The organism is Haemophilus sp. SZY H53, from assembly GCF_054332375.1.
On the sequence record NZ_JBTGNV010000009.1, the window covers coordinates 68281 to 85945 of the forward strand.

Genomic DNA, 17665 nt, shown 5'->3' on the forward strand with positions numbered 1-17665 from the left:
GACTATGAAAAAACTTCCCTATTTTATCATTCTATTTCCCTTAGCTACTCAAGCTGAAACCTTCCAAGCACCACAGCCTATTTTCTTTGAAAAGAATATCGTGCCAAAAACGGAAGATCCGCAGATAAAAACGCCGGAAAAATCTACCGCACTTTCAAGACCGATGACATTTGAATCCAATGACAATACCCAAACTAAACTGGAAAAACTGATCAATTATAGTGTGGTAAAACAACAATGGGGGATATTGAAACAAACGTTGCCGCTTTATCAATCGCAACCTCAGCACGATGTCACGCTATATCGTTATGCCCTAGGGGCGATGTTGCGTGCGGAGCGCAACCATAAGCAAGCAATTCGTCTTTATCGGCAAATTGTTGATGAAAAACCGGAACTTGCCTATCCGCGTTTCGATTTAGGCGTAATGTTGTTTGAAAATAAACAATACCGCCAAGCCAAGGCAGTACTTGAGCGAGCTAAACCGGATTTATCTCCACCTATGCAACAATTCGCCAAACGTTATTTAGAGGCAATGAAAGAACGCCAAGACTGGAAAGCCGACATAGAATGGCAATATACCCAAACCGACAACGTAAATAACGCGTCATCTCAACAAGATATTTTGTTAGGTAAATTGCGCTTTAAAAAAGACAAAGAATCTTTGCCACAAAAAGCGCATGGTTTTCGTTACGGACTTGGGTTAAGCCGTGAAATCAATGTCGCCGGCAATCATTTTGTGACATTAAACAGCCGTTTTGGCGGCGTGCATTACTGGGATAATCAAGATTATAGCGAAAAATCACTTTACGCCGCATTGGGCTATCGTCATCGTTCCGCCTTACAATCTTTAGGATTGACGCCGTTTTTTGAGCAAAATTGGTTAGGCGCACCACGTTATAGTCAAAATTATGGCATTACCGCAGATTTACGCCGTGAATTGACCGCACTTTGGTCGTTCTCCGGCACGCTTTCCCACACGCAAAAACGCTATGCGGATGTCAATGTTGCACGCCGTCATAACGGCTATATTAACGGCGCAACATTCGCATTAAGTTATCAAGCGAAACCGAATTGGTTACTTTTCGGCGGGATTGAAGGCAGTATGGATCGCAGCAAAGACAAAGCAGAGTCCTCACTTCGTCGAGGTGTCAATATCGGCACCGTCTGGCAAATTAAGGATTTTGCTACCCGTTTAAGCCTGCGCTATGTGAAACGTTATTTTCGTGCAGAAAATTTCTATTTCCCAATGAAAAAACGACAAGATAAAGAATACGGTTTTAACATTTCGCTATGGCATAACAAACTGCAATGGAAAGGTTTTATACCTAAATTAAATTATCGTTACCGTAAAATTGACAGTAATATCCCGGAATTTTATTCGCGCACAAGTGGCGAGTGGTTTGTGTCTGTCGAACGTAATTTCTAAAGGAAGTTACCCAAAATAAAATATAAAACATAGCCGCACTTTGATTTTCGCCTTCAAAGTGCGGTCTCTTTTCAAGGTATTTTCTCTTCACTTCGCTTTGTCTATCTATCAAATCAATTTTTTCTACCTTTCCTCATCACCGCTAAAATGTGATCTATCTCACAGTTTTAAGTCTTGTCTTGTGCTCAAATTGAACCACTGTCCTTTTTTTGGGACGAAATAGTAGAGACCTGACGATGTAAAAAGAGAAGGTATCACTTTGATTCATCATGTAGAAAAAGGAGAAAACAGATGACAAAAGATCTTAATGTCTTTGATAAACACTATGGTTTATTGATCAATGGCGAATGGACAAATGGCTCTGAGGGTAATACCTTAACAGCATATAACCCTGCAAATGGTGAAGCCTTAGCCACCTTTATTGACGCTACGGATGCAGATGTCGATGCTGCAGTGAATGCTGCGAAAGAGGCCTTTAAAACCTGGAAAAATACCAGCGCAACGGAACGAGCTACAATTTTGAATAAAATTGCAGATATTATTGACGAAAATACCGAATTATTCGCTTTACAAGAAACGTTGGATAACGGTAAACCGATTCGCGAAACACGCGCAGCAGATATTCCGTTGGCATCAGATCATTTCCGTTATTTTGCCAGTGTTATTCGCGCCGAAGAAGGTGTCGCAAACCAACTGGATAGCGAAGATTTGTCGTTGATTTTACGCGAGCCTATTGGCGTTGTTGGTCAAATTATTCCATGGAACTTTCCGTTCTTAATGGCTGCATGGAAAATAGCACCGGCATTGGCAGCAGGTTGTACTGTCGTGATTCACCCATCTTCCACTACTTCATTGAGCTTACTTTCCTTAGCTCAAAAAATTAATCATTTATTACCGAAAGGTGTCTTCAATGTTATCACTGGTAAGGGTTCTAAATCTGGCGAATACATGTTGCACCATACTGGATTTAACAAACTGGCATTCACCGGTTCCACCGAAATCGGTAGAAAAATTGGTGTGGCTGCTGCTGAAATGTTGATTCCATCCACCTTGGAATTGGGTGGTAAATCAGCCAATATTTTCTTTGACGATATGCCATTTGATAAAGCATTGGAGGGCGCACAAAAAGGAATTCTCTTCAACCAAGGGCAAGTGTGTTGTGCCGGTTCACGTATTTTCGTACAAGAAAGCGTTTACGATAAATTTATCGCGGCACTAAAAGAAGAATTTAAGAAAGTTAAAGTCGGCTTACCTTGGGAAGATGACACGCAAATGGGGGCGCAAGTAAACGGAAATCAAGTTAAGGTTATTAGCAAGTATGTTGATATTGCTAAAGAAGAAGGGTGTCAAATCGTCGTTGGTGGAGGTAAATCAATCGACCCGGCATTGGCTCGAGGCGAATTTTTCCAACCAACCTTAATTTTAGCGCCTGATAACAAAAAACGCGTGGCACAAGAAGAAATTTTTGGTCCGGTTGCGGTAGTAATCAAATTCAAGGATGAAGCAGATGTAATTAAAATGGCAAATGACAGTGATTATGGCCTAGGTGGTGCGGTGTGGACATATAACATTAACCGTGCGCTACGAGTTGCACGAGCACTTGAAACCGGTCGTGTTTGGGTGAACTGTTATAACCGTTTACCAGCTGGAGCTCCTTTCGGTGGTTATAAAACCTCTGGTATAGGTCGTGAAACCCATAAAATGATGCTTGACGCTTATACACAGGTGAAAAATATCTTCATCAGCACACGTGAAGAGCGTGAAGGTATGTATTAATCATTCACTTTCTAACCTAAAAAACGACCGCACTTTGATTTGTATCTCAAAAGTGCGGTCAATTATTAAAGAGTTTTAAAGCCTCTCAAAAATTAACCGCACTTTTGTATTTTCAAAGATACTTATGCTAAGTAAACCTTATAATTTCACATCCAACTTCGCGTAAGCTCGTTCTACTTTTTCTAATGCTTTTTCTACGAAAATATCACGAGCGAGTAATACACCTAAACGGCGATGGCCATTGACTTCGCCTTTGCCAAAAATACGAATATTGGTGTTTGGTTCAGCTAATACTTCGGTGATATTGCCAAATTGTACGTTTTTCGATTGACCTTCCACCACAATGGCTTTTGAAGCCGATGGGCTAATAAGAGTGATTTCTGGAATAGGTAAGCCTAAAATCGCACGGGCATGTAAGGCGAACTCGGATAATTCTTGAGAAATTAGCGTGACCATACCGGTATCATGTGGGCGAGGGGAGACTTCATTGAAGATAACCTCATCACCACACACAAACATTTCCACGCCGAAAATGCCACGACCACCTAATGCGGTGGTAATTTTCTCTGCTACGTCTTGTGCTTTTTTCAAGGCTGCATCAGACATGACTTGTGGTTGCCAAGATTCTCGATAGTCGCCATCTTCTTGGTGATGGCCGATTGGTGCTAAGAAGCTGGTGCCGTTGATGTGGCGAACGGTGAGTAAAGTGATTTCATAATCAAATTTAACAAACCCTTCTACAATCACGCGTCCTGCACCTGCTCGACCACCTTGTTGAGCGTAATCCCACGCTTTTTGTAAGTCGTCTTTGGATTTTAAAATACTTTGACCGTGGCCAGAAGAGGACATAATCGGTTTCACTACGCAAGGAATACCGATTTTTTCAACCGCACTTTGGAAGTCATCAAAGTTATCGACAAATTGATAAGGAGAGGTTGGCAATTTAAGCTCTTCAGCGGCTAAACGGCGAATGCCTTCGCGATTCATCGTCAGCTTGGTGGCTTTGGCGGTAGGCACAACATTAAAACCCGCTTTTTCTAATTCAATCAGCGTATCAGTCGCGATGGCTTCTACTTCCGGCACAATGTAATCTGGGCGCTCTTTTTCCACTAAGGCTTTGAGTGCTGCACCATCTAGCATGGAAATCGTATAAGCACGATGTGCCACTTGTTGTGCTGGGGCGTTTTCATAACGATCGACGGCAATTACTTCTACGCCTAAACGTTGTAATTCAATTACCACCTCTTTGCCTAGTTCACCAGAGCCAAGCATCATCACTTTAATAGCATTTGGGGTTAATGCTGTACCTAGGGTTGTCATGTTGTGTCCTTATTTTAAGAAAGATTCATCGAGTGCTAAATCGTCATTTTTATTAATCCCCACACCGCGAGAAATCACATTTTTAGCAATTTCATGTGCTTCTTCTAAAGAATGCTCAGTGTAAGTTCCGCATTGGTATTCATTTAATTCAGGAATTTGGTTTTGATCTTGCACGGTTAAAATATCTTTCATGGAAGCTAACCATGCATCAGCCACTTGTCGCTCGTTTGGTGTACCAATTAATGACATGTAAAAACCTGTGCGACAGCCCATTGGGGAAATATCGATGATTTCTACATTGTCATTGTTTAAATGGTCTCGCATGAAGCCCGCAAATAAATGTTCAAGGGTGTGAATCCCTTTTGGTAGGAGAATTTCTTTGTTTGGAATGCAAAAACGAAGATCGAAAACAGTGATGTCATCGCCCTTTGGGGTACGCATCGTTTTGGCAACTCGCACGGCAGGTGCGTTCATACGGGTGTGATCCACTTTAAAACTGTCGAGTAATGGCATATTTATTTCCTTTTAAATCATTAGTTTGTAAATTTTTTATATGTTTTTACAAATTCTTTGAACTTTTCTTTTTAGCGTCGGTCTTATAAAACAAGCAACTTGCAGTTGTTTTAATAAAATTGGTTCCTTAGGTTATTTGCCCCTTACTTGATAAGGGGCGTTTTTTTATCTGTTGAATATCAATTCGTCGTTATTCTAGCCCACAACCAGGTTATGTACAAAGGCTATTCACGGCTATGACACGAAAGGTAAACTGAAAAAGAGTAGGGCAATATAACGCAGTGCTTTTCCAATCGTCATAAAAATCAAACAACTTAGCCAATTTAAACGAAGCCAACCGGCTACCGCACAAAACACATCCCCGATAATAGGCAGCCAACTTAATAATAAAGTGATGGCGCCATAACGTTGTATTTTGTTTATTATCCACAAAGTGCGGTCATTTTTGCTATTAATTTTTGGAAACCATCGACCAATCCAGTAAGTGGTAAAGCTACCTAATGCGTTGCCTGTGGTTGCTAGAAAAACAAGCCAAAAAATATCTGCACTTAATAATGAATTAACCAATACTTTTGGTACAGCAAGGGTAACAAAAACAATTTCAGAATTGCCTGGCAGTATGGTGGCACTTAAGAATGCACTGAAAAACATCAGACATAGTCCATAGGTTTGCCAAAAATTAGTCAAAAAGCTGAAAGAAAAAATGTCCCACATTAGGCTTTAATAATCTCGCATGTTCTGACGTCAAAAACATCCATGCCTGCACTTAATCCTGCTTTTACACCAAGATCGGCATCTTCAAAGACGATGCAGCGTGACGGTTCAGCTTTTGCCAGTTCTGCACAGCGTAAAAAGGTTTCAGGGTGGGGTTTGTGCTCTTTCACATCGTCAGCGCTGACAATGGCGTTAAAGTAACGTTCGATATCTAATTTTTGTATCAACATATCAATCAGTCTGCGGTTTGAACCTGACCCGAGCGCAATTGGTTTTTGTTGATAGTAATGACGCACCACGTCAAAAGTTGGGAGTAATTTTGATTCTGTTGGAATCAATTCATAAGAAAGTTTGCGTTTTGCTTGTATAACTTCATTTAAACGTTCTTGTGACATACCGGCATCTTGCATAATGGCTGAGGCGATAGTGCTCACGGTTGCGCCACCTAAATCATACATAATTTGGCTGTTAAAACGATAACCGAATTGTTCCCCTACTAGGTTCCATGCGCGTGCATGCACTGGCATGGTGTCGATTAAGGTGCCATCCATATCAAAAATCAAGCCATCATATTTTTCAAAAAGTCTGTTATCTATCATTTATTGCTTTCCTAGTTCGTAAATTTTTCACTTTATTTCAATTTTGTGATCTGTGCACTGGTAATTTTATGAAATAGCGGTAAAGTTATCCTATCTTAAAAAGGAATGTTATGTCGTTACTCAAACAATTAACCCGTTGGAAAATTCGCGGTCAGATTGATCAGGACGTTATTGATATTATTCTGACTTTGCAAAGTCGCCTAGAGCATCATTGGCGCATTGATGTGTCCATTCCGACAGTCATCACACTCTTATTGCATATTGCCAACAGCCTTGCTCGCTTAAAACGAGGCGGTTGCGTTTCTCCGCTCCATCAATCCTTTTATGATGAAATGCAAAGTGCGGTTATTTTCCCTGATGTTTTGGAAATTCACCTCGATTTGCTTTCTTTTATTCCGCAAGACATCCCTGAAGCCGAACAGAGCTATTATCTCGCCAATATTTATAGCTTGCTGCTGGAGCAAGATAAAAAATAAGGGCATGAAAGCCCTTATTCTATCAGTTAAAAATCAAACTGAGTTCTAAATCTTTGAGTAAATTGCTTTCTAAGCGCAATTCATTCCATACTAACGGATTGTTATCCAGATAATGTTTCTCAAAGGTCAGTTCGCAAGTTTGTAAAGAGCGGTCAATTCTAAGATTAATTTTATCCGTGCTATCTGTCGCTTGGCGGGATTTATTTAAAATCACCGAAATACGTAAAAGAAGCAGTAAAACAAGGACATCTTCATCTGCATAACGAGCAAAAATTGGTAAATCATTCTTTTTAAATGCACCCGTATGATAACGAACTAAATTCACCAATAAGCGTTGCTGCTCACGATCAAAACCGGGTAATTCCATATTTTGCAGAATATAAGCGGAATGTTTTTGTACATTGCGATGATTAATGACAATACCGACTTCTAATAAGCGTGCTGCCCAAATCAGTAGATTTTTCATTTCATCAGCAAGATACGGTTTTTGCCAATGGGTGTATTGGTTAATTAAGGTTTTTGCACTATTTGCTACGCGATCGGCTTGCGCTAAATCTAAGTTAAATTGTTCGGCAAGTCCTAATGCGGTACGCGTACGGATATCTGAAACTTGGAAGTTTTTTTCTAAGCTGTAAATCACTCCTTCTCGCAAAGCACCGTCAGAGTAGCGCATATTTTCTAAGCTAAAAACGTCAAAAACAGCACTTAAAATGGCCAAGCCTGGCACAAAGATATCCACACGATCAGAGTTTAGTCCCGCAATATTGAGCTCTTCAAAATGGGAAGCTTGTAAGGTTTGTTCAATTAAATTTTGTAAGCGTTCAGCGGTGATGATACCGTTTGGATCAAGGGTTGCAGTAATCACTTGGTACACGGTTTTGATCGTGCCAGATGAGCCGAGTACAGATTGCCACCCAAGTTTGCGGTATTCCCAGCTTAAATCTTCAATTTTATTGACCGCACTTTGACGAGCTTGCTCGAAGTTTTCTTTTGAAATTTCTCCATTCAGAAAGAATTTTTTGGCAAAGCTCACACAGCCCATGTGACGACTTTCCGCCACTAAGGGGGTGAAATCATCACCGATGATCATTTCGGTCGAGCCACCACCAATATCAATGACCAGTTTACGTCCGTTTTCGGGTTGAGTGTGGCAAACACCCGCATAAATAGTTTTAGCTTCAGTTTGACCGCTGATGATATTAATGGGATAGGGAAAGACAGTGGCAGCCTGGCGTAAAAATTCATCATTATTGACCGCTCTTCGTAAGGTATAAGTTCCGACGACATTCACATCTTCTGGTGCAAAGCCTTGTAAGCGTTCAGCAAAAAGTGCAAGGCAATTTACACCACGCTCAATGGCTTCTTGGCTTAATACATTGTGCTCGTCTAAGCCATCGGCGAGCCTCACTTTTTGTTTTAAACGAGAAAGCACCTGAATCGAACCATTGATAATGCGTGCCACAATCATGTGGAAGCTGTTTGAGCCTAAATCAATGGCGGCAATCTCCCTGGCCTCACCTCGGTGATGAGGTTCTACGAGTTGAGCCAGTTGCTTGTCGTTATGCATGTCCTTTCCTAAAATTCAAATTGATACAATAAATCAAAAACTTGGTTTGTGCTGGTTATTGATTGGAAATAAAGTTGTGGCATTAAGCGGTAACGCAAGGTCACTTCGGCTAAACCATCAAACAATCCTACACCGTATTTCACTTGTAAGCGTTTACCAATATTACCACTAACTTGTACTTTGGAGCTATCCCCAACACCGGCAGTGCCTAAGTTTAAGTCTTGAATACCAAAGGCTTCACCAATACCGCCGACTACTTTACCACTTTTCGCTAAACCTAAGCCAAGTAATGCTGCACCGACACTGGCACCTGCTTCACCACTGTTTTCTAATGAATGGCCGGTTAATAAATATGAAAGTGCTTGGTCTTGAGATTTAGCCGGATCAGAGAAAATCGTGACTTGTGGGCTAGATGCCATACCAATCACTTTTACCCCCGCGGTCACTTTACTGTCTTCCATAGCCTCAGGGTTACGAATCGCTTCAATATTCAACATCGGTTGTGAAGGTAAACCGGCGAAGCTGATTTGTCCTTTACGAATTAATAAATCCTGTCCAAAAGAAGCATAACGACCATTTTTCAGGTTAATTTGACCGAATAATCCTAATTTGCCTTTATCCTGTTTCACCGAAAGTAAACCATCCAAATTCGTTTTTAAACCATAGGCATCTAAATGCACATCATCACCGATTTTAATTTTTAAATCAGATTGAATTTGCATACCGGATTTGGTTTCTGAAGCAAATTGGCGATTAATGAGTTCTTCTTTACTTTTTCTTGGGCCATTTAAAATGACTTCGTCTTCACTCACCGGTTCAGCATTGTCCGGTAAGCTTTCGATAGCAATTCTTGCCCATGGAATATCCACGTTTCCGCTTAAATCTAAGAGTTTTGGTGACGCTTTGACAACCACATTTGGGCTGACTTTTAATTTCGCCATGGATGGAATATCAACTTTGAAATTATCCGCTTGCGCTCTGACTTCTGCCGTCCAGTTATTCATGTGCGCCCAGTTAGCTTGTCCATTAATATTGAGTTTGCTATCTGGTGTTTGAACATGGCCATTTAAAGTTGAAGACGTACCATTAAAGCGGATTGCCACTTGACCATCAGTTACATCAAAAGGCAGGCTTTTCAGTTTTGTTTTGACATGACGAATATCGAAATTACCGTTTAATAATGGTTTTTCTAAATTGCCACCGAAACTTAAGCGAGAAACCACTTCACCATCCATGCTTTCACCGCTAGAGAGAAGTTGATTCGCTAAAGATAAACGTAAACCTTCAATAGTAAAGGTGCCGCCTAATTGTCGACCTTTACTTAAATCATTAATTTTTAAGTCTGTACCGATTCGACCTTGATTTTGAATATTAATGTTTGATTTCAGGGTTAAATTGTTATTTTGAATATCGGCATTCATGCTTAATTTAGGAATATCCAGCTTAAAGGTGCGGTAGTCTAATTTTTGCGCCACACCAATGTTATTACCTTCTACTGCTACATTTAGTTGTAACGGTTTATCACTGAACCACGCCACTTTACCTCGGCTTTGTAATTGACCTTTGAGCATGTTTTGTCCCATTAATCTATTCACTACATCTAAATTAATGCGTTTAAGCTCAAAAGGGACTTCGCCGTTTTTCCCTGCCGTAAATTGTTGTGGAAAACACAAATCTAAATCTTGGTTAACCCAACAATGTGAACCAATGGTGGCTTGGATTTTTTTGTTGTCATAGGTCACCGGAATAGTTTTATTCACTTTAAAATCGCCGATGGGTGAGTTTAAATGTACCTGGCTTAAATTTCCCTTCCATTGCTGAGAAGTGCGGTCAAAATTGCCGGTGATTTGTAAATCGGCTGCTACAGGCTCACCTTTTGATTTTAAGGTAAGGGTATGATGTTGTTCATCTCCCGAGAGATTCAAATCAATACGATGTAATTTAATGCCGTCGCCATAGCGGAAGTTTTCCGCTTTGACGTTAAGTTCACCTTTCACTTGCGGTTCACTCACAACATGACCTTTAATTAAGACTTTGGATAAGTCTAACCCTTGGAAATGTAAGCCTTGCGCCGTTAAATCGGTATTAATGGTTGGTGCCGTAAGCTTACCTAAAATCTGGGCTTTGCCAACGACAGAACCCGCTAAATCTTGCCATAGACCACGTAAATCAGGTGCATTGATATCCAAGTTTAAATCAGATTCTTCACCCAATATACCTTTAGCTGTGAGGTGATTATTACCATAGTTTAATTGTAAATTTGGAATATTCAGTAAAGCGTCATCACTCAACAAGAGACGACCTTTCAAGCTCAATGGTCGAGAAGAAAGACGACCAACTAAATCTACAGTAGGTACTTCTACTTTCCAATTGGCCACCCCAATGTGACCTTGTGAATGAATTTTCCCTGATAATACTGCTGGGATATCTGGAACATAAGGCTTAAGATTCATTTCCTGAAAATTGGCAGAAATATCCCATTGCACCCGATCTTGCCAGTTTGATGAACCTGAAAAATGAGCCGAACCTTCAGGATTATTTAAATTTAGTTCGTTAATTTTGATTTCATACAGCTTACCATCTGCATTTAAGTCAATTTTTGTAGGAGGAATATGATTCAATCCTTCTATTTCTCCACGCGTTTTAAGGTGATAATTCAATAAGTCACCGGAAAGGTTGATATCAACATCGTTAATTTTGAGCGGTGCGAGGCTATCTGCAAAAGCGTATTGACCTTTTTTCGCTTTTAACTGCAGATTTAATGGCATTTTATCTTCAGCCAGTTTCACATTACCGGTTAAGGTCGCATCAAGTACGCCTTGTGTGGTTAATGAAAGTGCGGTTGTTTTTTTCAATGAACCCGATACATTGAGATCAACTTTGCTAGCAGGTAGAATGGTTTTGTCTTTTGATTTAAATGCTTGGAGATCAGATTTTAATGTGAGATCAACTGGAAAATCCTCATTGAGCTGGAGTTGCCCTTGGCTAGAAAGTGTACCGAGAGAGCTATCAATTTCAAGCTTTTGTAATTTCACTAAATGATCGGTGGCATCCGCTTGCAATTCTACTTTAGGCACAGTGATTTTTTGGGTTTCTTCGCCTTTTTCATCGAGTGATTGATATTGCCAGTTTGTACCCAAAACACTTGGAATGTGCATATCAAAAGGCAAGTTCACCGCATTTAAATTACCTAAAAAAGCGGGAGTGAGTTTTTGCTCAATTTGAGCCCAATCAACGGGTTTAGCCGGTTCTTTTTTCTCAGGCTGAGGGGGATTTGCTTGAGTTTGGGTGACCGTTGAAAAAAGCACATCTGAAATCGTGGTAGGCTCAAGGGTAAGGCCAGATTCATTGTTTAAACTGACAGCACTTTGAAATGACGAAAAGTTAATATTACTTTGATCGAGTTTCATATCAAAGTCAGTAATCGCCACATTTTTCACTTGTACAGAAACCGGTAAATGGATTTTTTCCATTGGACCACTTTCTGTTTCTTTCTCTTCGGAAGGCGGCATAACACTGGTATCAATGGCAATTTTCGGCTGCGTTAAGCTGAGATCATCAACAATAATATCTCCCGACAGTAAACGAGCTAAATTCAGTTGTAAGCGCGCTTTAGGGAGAGACACATCTACGCCGGTTGTTTGAAAACGTAAATTCTCTAAGACCAAACCATTTTGTAACCCACCACTGACTTGTTCAATAGATAAGCTATCGAGCATTTTATCCGCAAGCTGAATAAGTGCACGTTGTCCACTATCAAAAGAAAGTGCTGTGACCAAGCCTAAAACCGGGACAAAAATGACCGCACTTCCGACACATAAAATTTTACGGCAGGTCTTTTTCTTTTTAATGGGTTGTGTCGTTTGGTTATCTGGTTGTTTTTCTTGTTCAGACATAGTCATACCCTAAATTTCAGCCCCTAAGCCGATATAAAATTGAATATTTTTGCTGTTATCTTTATCTCGAATTGGTGTGGCGATATCAAACTTAATCGCTCCTACTGGCGATGCCCAACGTACACCAACACCTGCACCGTGGCGTAATTCGGTTGCTTTATAAGAGTTAGCTGCTAAGCCAGAATCGGCAAATACCGCACTCCACCAATTAGGGTAAACCTGATATTGATATTCAAGGCTACCCGCTAACAGATGTGATCCTCCCACTAATTTTCCATCGTGATTTCTAGGTGAAATTTTCTTATAACCATAGCCTCGCACGCTACGATCTCCCCCCGCAAAGAAGCGTAATGCTGGTGGAATTTGACGAATATCTGCTGTATTTAAATAGCCGATCTCGGCACGTGTAATGAAGCGATGATTATCTGCGTAGGTTCTAATCCATGCTGTAGAGGCTTGCACTTTAAAGAAATTAATATCAGACATCCATGCTCGATTACCTAAATCCACCGTAATTTTTTGGGAATCACCCCAAGTTGGAAATTGCCCACCTTTTAAACGGGTGCGACTAAAGCCTCCCGTTGGATAAAACAAAAAGGTTTTATCAGTAAAGTCTGCTTGTGTAAAGCTGTCGTAACGGACACGAAGACCCGCAAAATATTGCCAGTTTTTACGGTTATTCCAGTAACGTAGTGCCGCTAAGGTAAATGCTTTCGTATCTGTATCGTTTTTATTTTCTCTTTCATAACCTGTTGAAAACTCATAGTAATGGTGTAATGGATTTTTCAACAATGGTATTTTATAAGTGGCTTCAAAGTTTTGCTTTGGTGCAGAGACGTACAGATTTGTTCGTAAACTATGACCTCGGCTATTCATCCAAGGTTTTGTCCAACCGACTTGGACGTGAGGACCTGTATCCGTGGCAAAACCTACACCCAATTCCACCGCATTTTTCTTGCGTGGATAAAGTAAAAGTTCGATATCCACTAATTTTTCTTCTTCGCGGACATGAGGCTGTAAAAGCACTGAGCTAAACCAGTTGGTAGAAGAAAAATCGTTAGTTAATTCAGATAAATCGCTGACTAAATAAGGATCGCCCGATTTAATGTTGAGCATATTTTGCAAATAGTCTTCGCGAATTTGGGAATGGTTGAATGTGATGTTGCCGTAATGATAACGTACACCACTATCAAATAGCATACGCCACCATGCTTCATGGGTTTCAGGGCTAATTTCTAAGCGAGAAATTTGGAATTTTCCATCAAGATAACCGCGAGCAAGGGCAAGGTTTGATATGCTGCTTTTATAAGCATTGTATTTTTGATGCTCAACTAATTCGCCTTTTTTGGGTAAGTTTTTACGGAGTGCTGTGAAGTTTTCGTCTTCTGCGGCTTCACCTGTAATTTCAACGTCTGTTCCAGCAATTTTGCTTGGCTCACCTGGAGTGATATTAGCAATGAGCAGATCTCGCTGACCTTTGCGTTTTTTCAATTCAAAGGTCACGGAAGAACCATAATAACCAAAGACTCGAAGCCCTTTATCGACAGCATCTGAAACTAATTGTTTATAACGATCTGAGCCATCCATTTCATCTTTATCAATGAGTTTGACATTCATATCCGTATTACGAATGGCACGTTCACCCTTGATTCCGCGGATCTCAATATCCACGGTTTGTTCGGCGAATGCTGAAAAGCTTATCCATCCAAACAAAAGTACGGTGATTTTTAATGATATTTTTTTCATTCTACTGGCAGCTAAACTATTAATAAAATTTTAAATAGATGCCTTAGTTTACCGATAAAATAACAGGATTACCAATGCAATTGTGAACGATAAAAGAATTTTAGGCGTGATACTATTTACAGTATTAAGATTCAATAATGTGTAACTTCTTTGGATTGTTGAATTTTCTTAATGATGGGCGTTGCTTTGTCGCTCATTAAAAAATCAAATGTGCTTTGTGGCACGAGGGATTTAATGAGACTCCAATTTTTTTGTTGAATAGCTTGACGTACATTAGAGGCACTAATTGCTCGCCCATCTATTGTTTTGCGATTAACAATAATACATTCTATGCCATGCTCAGGCAGTTTTTGCTGCATGGCTTGGTTATAAATTTGTGTGACATGGCTAAAAGGTTCATCTCCCACGTAGCGACGTTGAATGCCAAGTGTTGCGGCAATGCGAGTGAAGATTTGTAAATCAATAGCAACGTGGCTTTGAATAACCGCATCTTCATCCTTTTGAAAATAGCTTGGGAAAGTAGCTTGACTTATAATATAGGAATCACTGTCATGTAAAACGACATTCGATAAATGAGCTATTCCCGCTTGAATTAATTTTTTGCGTACCTCGTAAGGAAAAAAACTGCAATCTTCGCTTAGCATAAAGAGGTGGACTAAATCATTTTCAGCCGCTGCTTTTTCAATAAGATATTGATGTCCTAAAGTAAAAGGATTACAGTTCATGACAAGTGCTGCTATTTTAGGCGATAAACTTTGTGTTTTTTTTACGGCACTTTGTAGTTTGGTGAGATAATGTTGAAAACCATTCCGCTTATTTTCCATAAAAACAATTTGATTTGGGATGCGCACAATCTCTTGAAATCCAAGACTAGAAAAAAACTTTGCCGAACAATATTTGGTATAAAGGAAAAGGTGATTATTACCTTGTTCCATTTGTATATTGATTAAGTGGGTTACGATTTGGTTCATCAACCCTTCACCTTGATGCTCATGAGAAACAGTAAGGCAGCGGAGAGTATTGTTATAGCAGCTGCCAGTGGCGATAATGTTCATTTCATCATCAAACATGGCACAAGTATAATCTAAGTGTCTATCTCGACGAATACCTTCATCAATTAATAGCTGATCAATGGCCGAAAGGCTTGCGGTATCCGTTGGCAAGATTTTTCCAATACTATAGTTCATATGTTTAACCAAAAAGTAACGGGACCATCATTGGTGAGGCTTACTTGCATATCAGCGGCAAATTGTCCGTTGGCAACAGTGATTTTTTCTGCACATTTTTGCGAAAAATAGCCATACAATTCGTTAGCTAACGCAGGTGATGCGCCTTTTGAGAAACTTGGTCGTAAGCCTTTTTGCGTGTCTGCAGCTAAAGTAAATTGTGATACTACAAGCACTTCGCCACCGATTTGCTGCACGTTTAAATTCATTTTGTCATTTTCATCGCTGAAAATACGGTAATTTAAGACTTTCTCAGCGAGTTTATCCGCTTTGGCTTGGTCATCTTCTTTTTCTACGCCCAATAAAACCAATAATCCTTTGCCGATTTGCCCCACAATTTGACCTTCAACTTCCACTTTAGCCTGGGTAACACGCTGAATTAATGCAATCATTTTACTTCCTCTAAATTTGTTTGATTCATTGACCGCTCTTCAGCAAGTACTGCAGCTAATTGTGCGCCGAATAACACCACTGTCCAGCTGATTTGAATCCACAATAACATAATTGGTAGTGTTGCCATGGCGCCATAAATTAATTGATAGGAGGGGAAAGTGGTGATGTACCAAGTAAAAGCTTGTTTCCCTAAGGTAAAGAAAACCGCGGCAATTAATGCGCCTGCTGCGGAGTGTTTGATGCTCACTTTCTTATTTGGCACGACCATATAAATGAGTGTGAAAATAAACCAAGTAGAAAGAAATGGCACAAAGCTGAGGAGTTTTAAGCCAAAAGAAAGCGATTCGGATTGCTCAAACATGGCTTTGACGTAGGAACTTGCGGCAATGCTGGTACCGATTAAAAGTGGACCGAGCGTTAAAATGAGCCAATAAATAGCAAATGAAGTAAAAATTGGGCGATTACTGGTATCTTGCCAAATGCCATTAAGTGTGCGGTCGATAGAGTTAATCAGCATTAATGCCACTAAAATCAAACTCACAATCCCCACGGCGCTCATTCGCTTGGAGTTATAGACGAATTCATCAATATATTGCCCAACAACATCACTTGCGGAAGGGGCAAAATTGGTGAAGATAAATTCTTTCAATGCCCCCGTTACCTCATTAAAGACGGGAAAGGCGGAGAAAATCGAAAACACCACCATAATTAATGGCACGATGGCGAGCATGGTGCTGTAGGTGAGTGAACCGGCAGCTTGCGTTAATTTGTTTTCTTGAGAACGTTGCCAAAATAGGGTGAGAAAAGATGTGAGTGTCATTAGAGTAAATCTCCGCAACAATGTTTAAATTTCTTTCCCGAGCCACAGATACAAGGCTGTTTATTACTCGGAAGTGGAACTGTCGGATCAATAAAATACCAACGGCCCTCGATTTTTACAAAAAGAGAATGTTCGTGATGTACTTGCGGCTGTTCGCTACCTTGAAAATGAGCCTTAAATTCAACCGCACTTTGGGTTTTGGTTAAGGTTTCTGTTTTGACAATATCTAAACCGAGCCATTGTGTTTCATCAGCCCAATCTTGCAGGGCTTTTTCATCTAATAACGGTTGTTGGCTTGGCACAGTAGTTTGCACAATATAAGGAATGTTTTTGAGCACAAACGCTGAATAGCGGGAACGCATGAGTTGTTCCGCTGTTTCTGGAAACATATTGCCTGAATGAAAGCGTCCGCAGCAATTTTCATAAGAAAGCGAAGATTGGCACGGGCAAAGTGCGGTCGTTTTAGCCGACATTTTCGGCCGCCTGCTGTAAATTACGTAATTGTGAGTTAACAGAACGTTTAAACGCTGGTGCTAATTCCTCAATAGCTAAGGCCTCTTCAAACTCTGCCACACTTGAAGGGGCAGAAAGTAGCGTGTTTAAACGACGAATTGTCCATTCGGGATAAGGACGATGTTGCAAAATAAGTTCATCGCCTTGATGAATTTCCCCTTCTTCGATCACGCGAACATACCAACCTGTCCAGCCTGACTGACGGATAACCTCTCTTGTATTCTCATTTTTGGTATTATGAGATAAACGTTCGCAAGGTTTACGTGGTTGAGACACTTCTAACAGCGTGGAGCCAATTTTGTAACGATCGCCTACACAAACATTATCTTCATGTAAGTCTGATACCACAAAGTTTTCACCGTAAATCGCACTACCGTGAAAATCAAACTTTTCACCAAGTAGCTCGTTTAAAGTAGGGAAAGAGACATCAGACATAAAAAACAAGGCTTTATCAACACCACCGTGATGCGCCTTTAAACCCACATCGTTACCTTCTGCACCCAGTGTGTGCACTTTTACCATCGATACCGGTTTTTTACGGATGGCACTTTCATATGAGCTACCATCAGGGAACGTTAAGGTTTCTATTAATCCTGTTTTAATAATAAGAATTTTTGCGTTTGCCATCTATTTTTCCTGCTTTGAGTTAGTTTTGAGGAATTATACCGTAAAATCACTTA

The 17665-nt window shown here is 40.3% G+C and carries 15 protein-coding genes; 3 read left to right on the forward strand and 12 right to left on the reverse strand.

Going from position 1 to position 17665, the window contains the following annotated elements; translation table 11 throughout:
• Window positions 1-4 precede the first annotated feature (4 nt).
• Window positions 5-1426 (forward strand): porin family protein, encoded by a 1422-nt coding sequence (locus ACXVWB_RS09065; protein WP_289902371.1) that lies wholly within the window; start codon window positions 5-7, stop codon window positions 1424-1426.
• A 291-nt stretch (window positions 1427-1717) separates the two neighbouring features.
• Complete coding sequence (locus ACXVWB_RS09070; protein WP_458485329.1) at window positions 1718-3202, forward strand: aldehyde dehydrogenase family protein; 1485 nt, start codon at window positions 1718-1720, stop codon at window positions 3200-3202.
• A 138-nt stretch (window positions 3203-3340) separates the two neighbouring features.
• Here ACXVWB_RS09070 and purT read toward each other — a convergent pair whose 3' ends face one another.
• From purT to ACXVWB_RS09090, 4 genes are all read right to left on the reverse strand, one after another.
• On the reverse strand, window positions 3341-4522 hold the full coding sequence (purT, locus tag ACXVWB_RS09075; protein WP_289902373.1) for a formate-dependent phosphoribosylglycinamide formyltransferase: 1182 nt from the start codon (window positions 4520-4522) through the stop codon (window positions 3341-3343).
• Window positions 4523-4531: 9 nt separating this feature from the next.
• Window positions 4532-5035 carry an S-ribosylhomocysteine lyase gene (luxS, locus tag ACXVWB_RS09080; RefSeq protein WP_049355613.1) on the reverse strand — a complete coding sequence of 168 codons (504 nt, stop codon included), beginning with the start codon at window positions 5033-5035 and terminating at the stop codon, window positions 4532-4534.
• Between the two features lie 234 nt (window positions 5036-5269).
• Window positions 5270-5749, reverse strand: coding sequence for a YqaA family protein (locus tag ACXVWB_RS09085; protein WP_128787916.1), 480 nt, complete (start codon window positions 5747-5749; stop codon window positions 5270-5272).
• Entirely contained in the window at window positions 5749-6348 is a 600-nt protein-coding gene (locus tag ACXVWB_RS09090; protein ID WP_049355615.1) for a beta-phosphoglucomutase family hydrolase, read from the reverse strand. The genes ACXVWB_RS09085 and ACXVWB_RS09090 overlap by 1 nt, the downstream gene beginning before the upstream one ends.
• A 110-nt stretch (window positions 6349-6458) precedes the next feature.
• Between ACXVWB_RS09090 and ACXVWB_RS09095 the strand changes: the two genes are divergently transcribed.
• Complete coding sequence (locus ACXVWB_RS09095; protein WP_049355616.1) at window positions 6459-6824, forward strand: hypothetical protein; 366 nt, start codon at window positions 6459-6461, stop codon at window positions 6822-6824.
• Window positions 6825-6846: 22 nt separating this feature from the next.
• Here the strand turns inward: ACXVWB_RS09095 and ppx are convergent, their stop codons facing one another.
• The 8 genes from ppx to ACXVWB_RS09135 all read right to left on the reverse strand — a co-directional run bounded on the left by ppx (window position 6847) and on the right by ACXVWB_RS09135 (window position 17612).
• Window positions 6847-8391 (reverse strand): exopolyphosphatase, encoded by a 1545-nt coding sequence (gene ppx, locus ACXVWB_RS09100; protein WP_458472816.1) that lies wholly within the window; start codon window positions 8389-8391, stop codon window positions 6847-6849.
• An 8-nt stretch (window positions 8392-8399) separates the two neighbouring features.
• Window positions 8400-12293, reverse strand: coding sequence for an autotransporter assembly complex protein TamB (tamB, locus tag ACXVWB_RS09105; protein ID WP_458472815.1), 3894 nt, complete (start codon window positions 12291-12293; stop codon window positions 8400-8402).
• Window positions 12294-12296: 3 nt separating this feature from the next.
• Window positions 12297-14033, reverse strand: coding sequence for an autotransporter assembly complex protein TamA (gene tamA / locus ACXVWB_RS09110; protein ID WP_458485330.1), 1737 nt, complete (start codon window positions 14031-14033; stop codon window positions 12297-12299).
• A 131-nt stretch (window positions 14034-14164) separates the two neighbouring features.
• Window positions 14165-15220 (reverse strand): [citrate (pro-3S)-lyase] ligase, encoded by a 1056-nt coding sequence (gene citC, locus ACXVWB_RS09115; protein WP_297568684.1) that lies wholly within the window; start codon window positions 15218-15220, stop codon window positions 14165-14167.
• On the reverse strand, window positions 15217-15651 hold the full coding sequence (gene dtd, locus ACXVWB_RS09120) for a D-aminoacyl-tRNA deacylase (protein ID WP_289902377.1): 435 nt from the start codon (window positions 15649-15651) through the stop codon (window positions 15217-15219). Before dtd ends, citC begins: the two co-directional genes overlap by 4 nt.
• Window positions 15648-16472 carry a virulence factor BrkB family protein gene (locus ACXVWB_RS09125; protein ID WP_289902378.1) on the reverse strand — a complete coding sequence of 275 codons (825 nt, stop codon included), beginning with the start codon at window positions 16470-16472 and terminating at the stop codon, window positions 15648-15650. The genes dtd and ACXVWB_RS09125 overlap by 4 nt, the downstream gene beginning before the upstream one ends.
• A complete protein-coding gene (locus ACXVWB_RS09130) occupies window positions 16472-16945 on the reverse strand; it encodes a YchJ family protein (RefSeq protein ID WP_289902379.1) in 474 nt (157 codons plus the stop codon). The genes ACXVWB_RS09125 and ACXVWB_RS09130 overlap by 1 nt, the downstream gene beginning before the upstream one ends.
• Window positions 16935-17612, reverse strand: a complete 678-nt coding sequence (locus ACXVWB_RS09135; protein WP_289902380.1) for an MOSC domain-containing protein — start codon at window positions 17610-17612, stop codon at window positions 16935-16937. The genes ACXVWB_RS09130 and ACXVWB_RS09135 overlap by 11 nt, the downstream gene beginning before the upstream one ends.
• Window positions 17613-17665: the final 53 nt, after the last annotated feature.

What these genes read in the sequence shown, in the direction of transcription:
- ACXVWB_RS09095 (WP_049355616.1), top strand. Translation starts at nt 6,459, where the DNA reads ATGTCGTTACTCAAACAATTAACCCGTTGGAAAATTCGCGGTCAGATT.
- ppx (WP_458472816.1), bottom strand. Translation starts at nt 8,391, where the DNA reads ATGCATAACGACAAGCAACTGGCTCAACTCGTAGAACCTCATCACCGA.
- ACXVWB_RS09130 (WP_289902379.1), bottom strand. Translation starts at nt 16,945, where the DNA reads ATGTCGGCTAAAACGACCGCACTTTGCCCGTGCCAATCTTCGCTTTCT.
- purT (WP_289902373.1), bottom strand. Translation starts at nt 4,522, where the DNA reads ATGACAACCCTAGGTACAGCATTAACCCCAAATGCTATTAAAGTGATG.
- ACXVWB_RS09125 (WP_289902378.1), bottom strand. Translation starts at nt 16,472, where the DNA reads ATGACACTCACATCTTTTCTCACCCTATTTTGGCAACGTTCTCAAGAA.
- ACXVWB_RS09135 (WP_289902380.1), bottom strand. Translation starts at nt 17,612, where the DNA reads ATGGCAAACGCAAAAATTCTTATTATTAAAACAGGATTAATAGAAACC.
- luxS (WP_049355613.1), bottom strand. Translation starts at nt 5,035, where the DNA reads ATGCCATTACTCGACAGTTTTAAAGTGGATCACACCCGTATGAACGCA.
- tamA (WP_458485330.1), bottom strand. Translation starts at nt 14,033, where the DNA reads ATGAAAAAAATATCATTAAAAATCACCGTACTTTTGTTTGGATGGATA.
- ACXVWB_RS09070 (WP_458485329.1), top strand. Translation starts at nt 1,718, where the DNA reads ATGACAAAAGATCTTAATGTCTTTGATAAACACTATGGTTTATTGATC.
- ACXVWB_RS09065 (WP_289902371.1), top strand. Translation starts at nt 5, where the DNA reads ATGAAAAAACTTCCCTATTTTATCATTCTATTTCCCTTAGCTACTCAA.
- ACXVWB_RS09090 (WP_049355615.1), bottom strand. Translation starts at nt 6,348, where the DNA reads ATGATAGATAACAGACTTTTTGAAAAATATGATGGCTTGATTTTTGAT.
- tamB (WP_458472815.1), bottom strand. Translation starts at nt 12,293, where the DNA reads ATGACTATGTCTGAACAAGAAAAACAACCAGATAACCAAACGACACAA.
- ACXVWB_RS09085 (WP_128787916.1), bottom strand. Translation starts at nt 5,749, where the DNA reads ATGTGGGACATTTTTTCTTTCAGCTTTTTGACTAATTTTTGGCAAACC.
- citC (WP_297568684.1), bottom strand. Translation starts at nt 15,220, where the DNA reads ATGAACTATAGTATTGGAAAAATCTTGCCAACGGATACCGCAAGCCTT.
- dtd (WP_289902377.1), bottom strand. Translation starts at nt 15,651, where the DNA reads ATGATTGCATTAATTCAGCGTGTTACCCAGGCTAAAGTGGAAGTTGAA.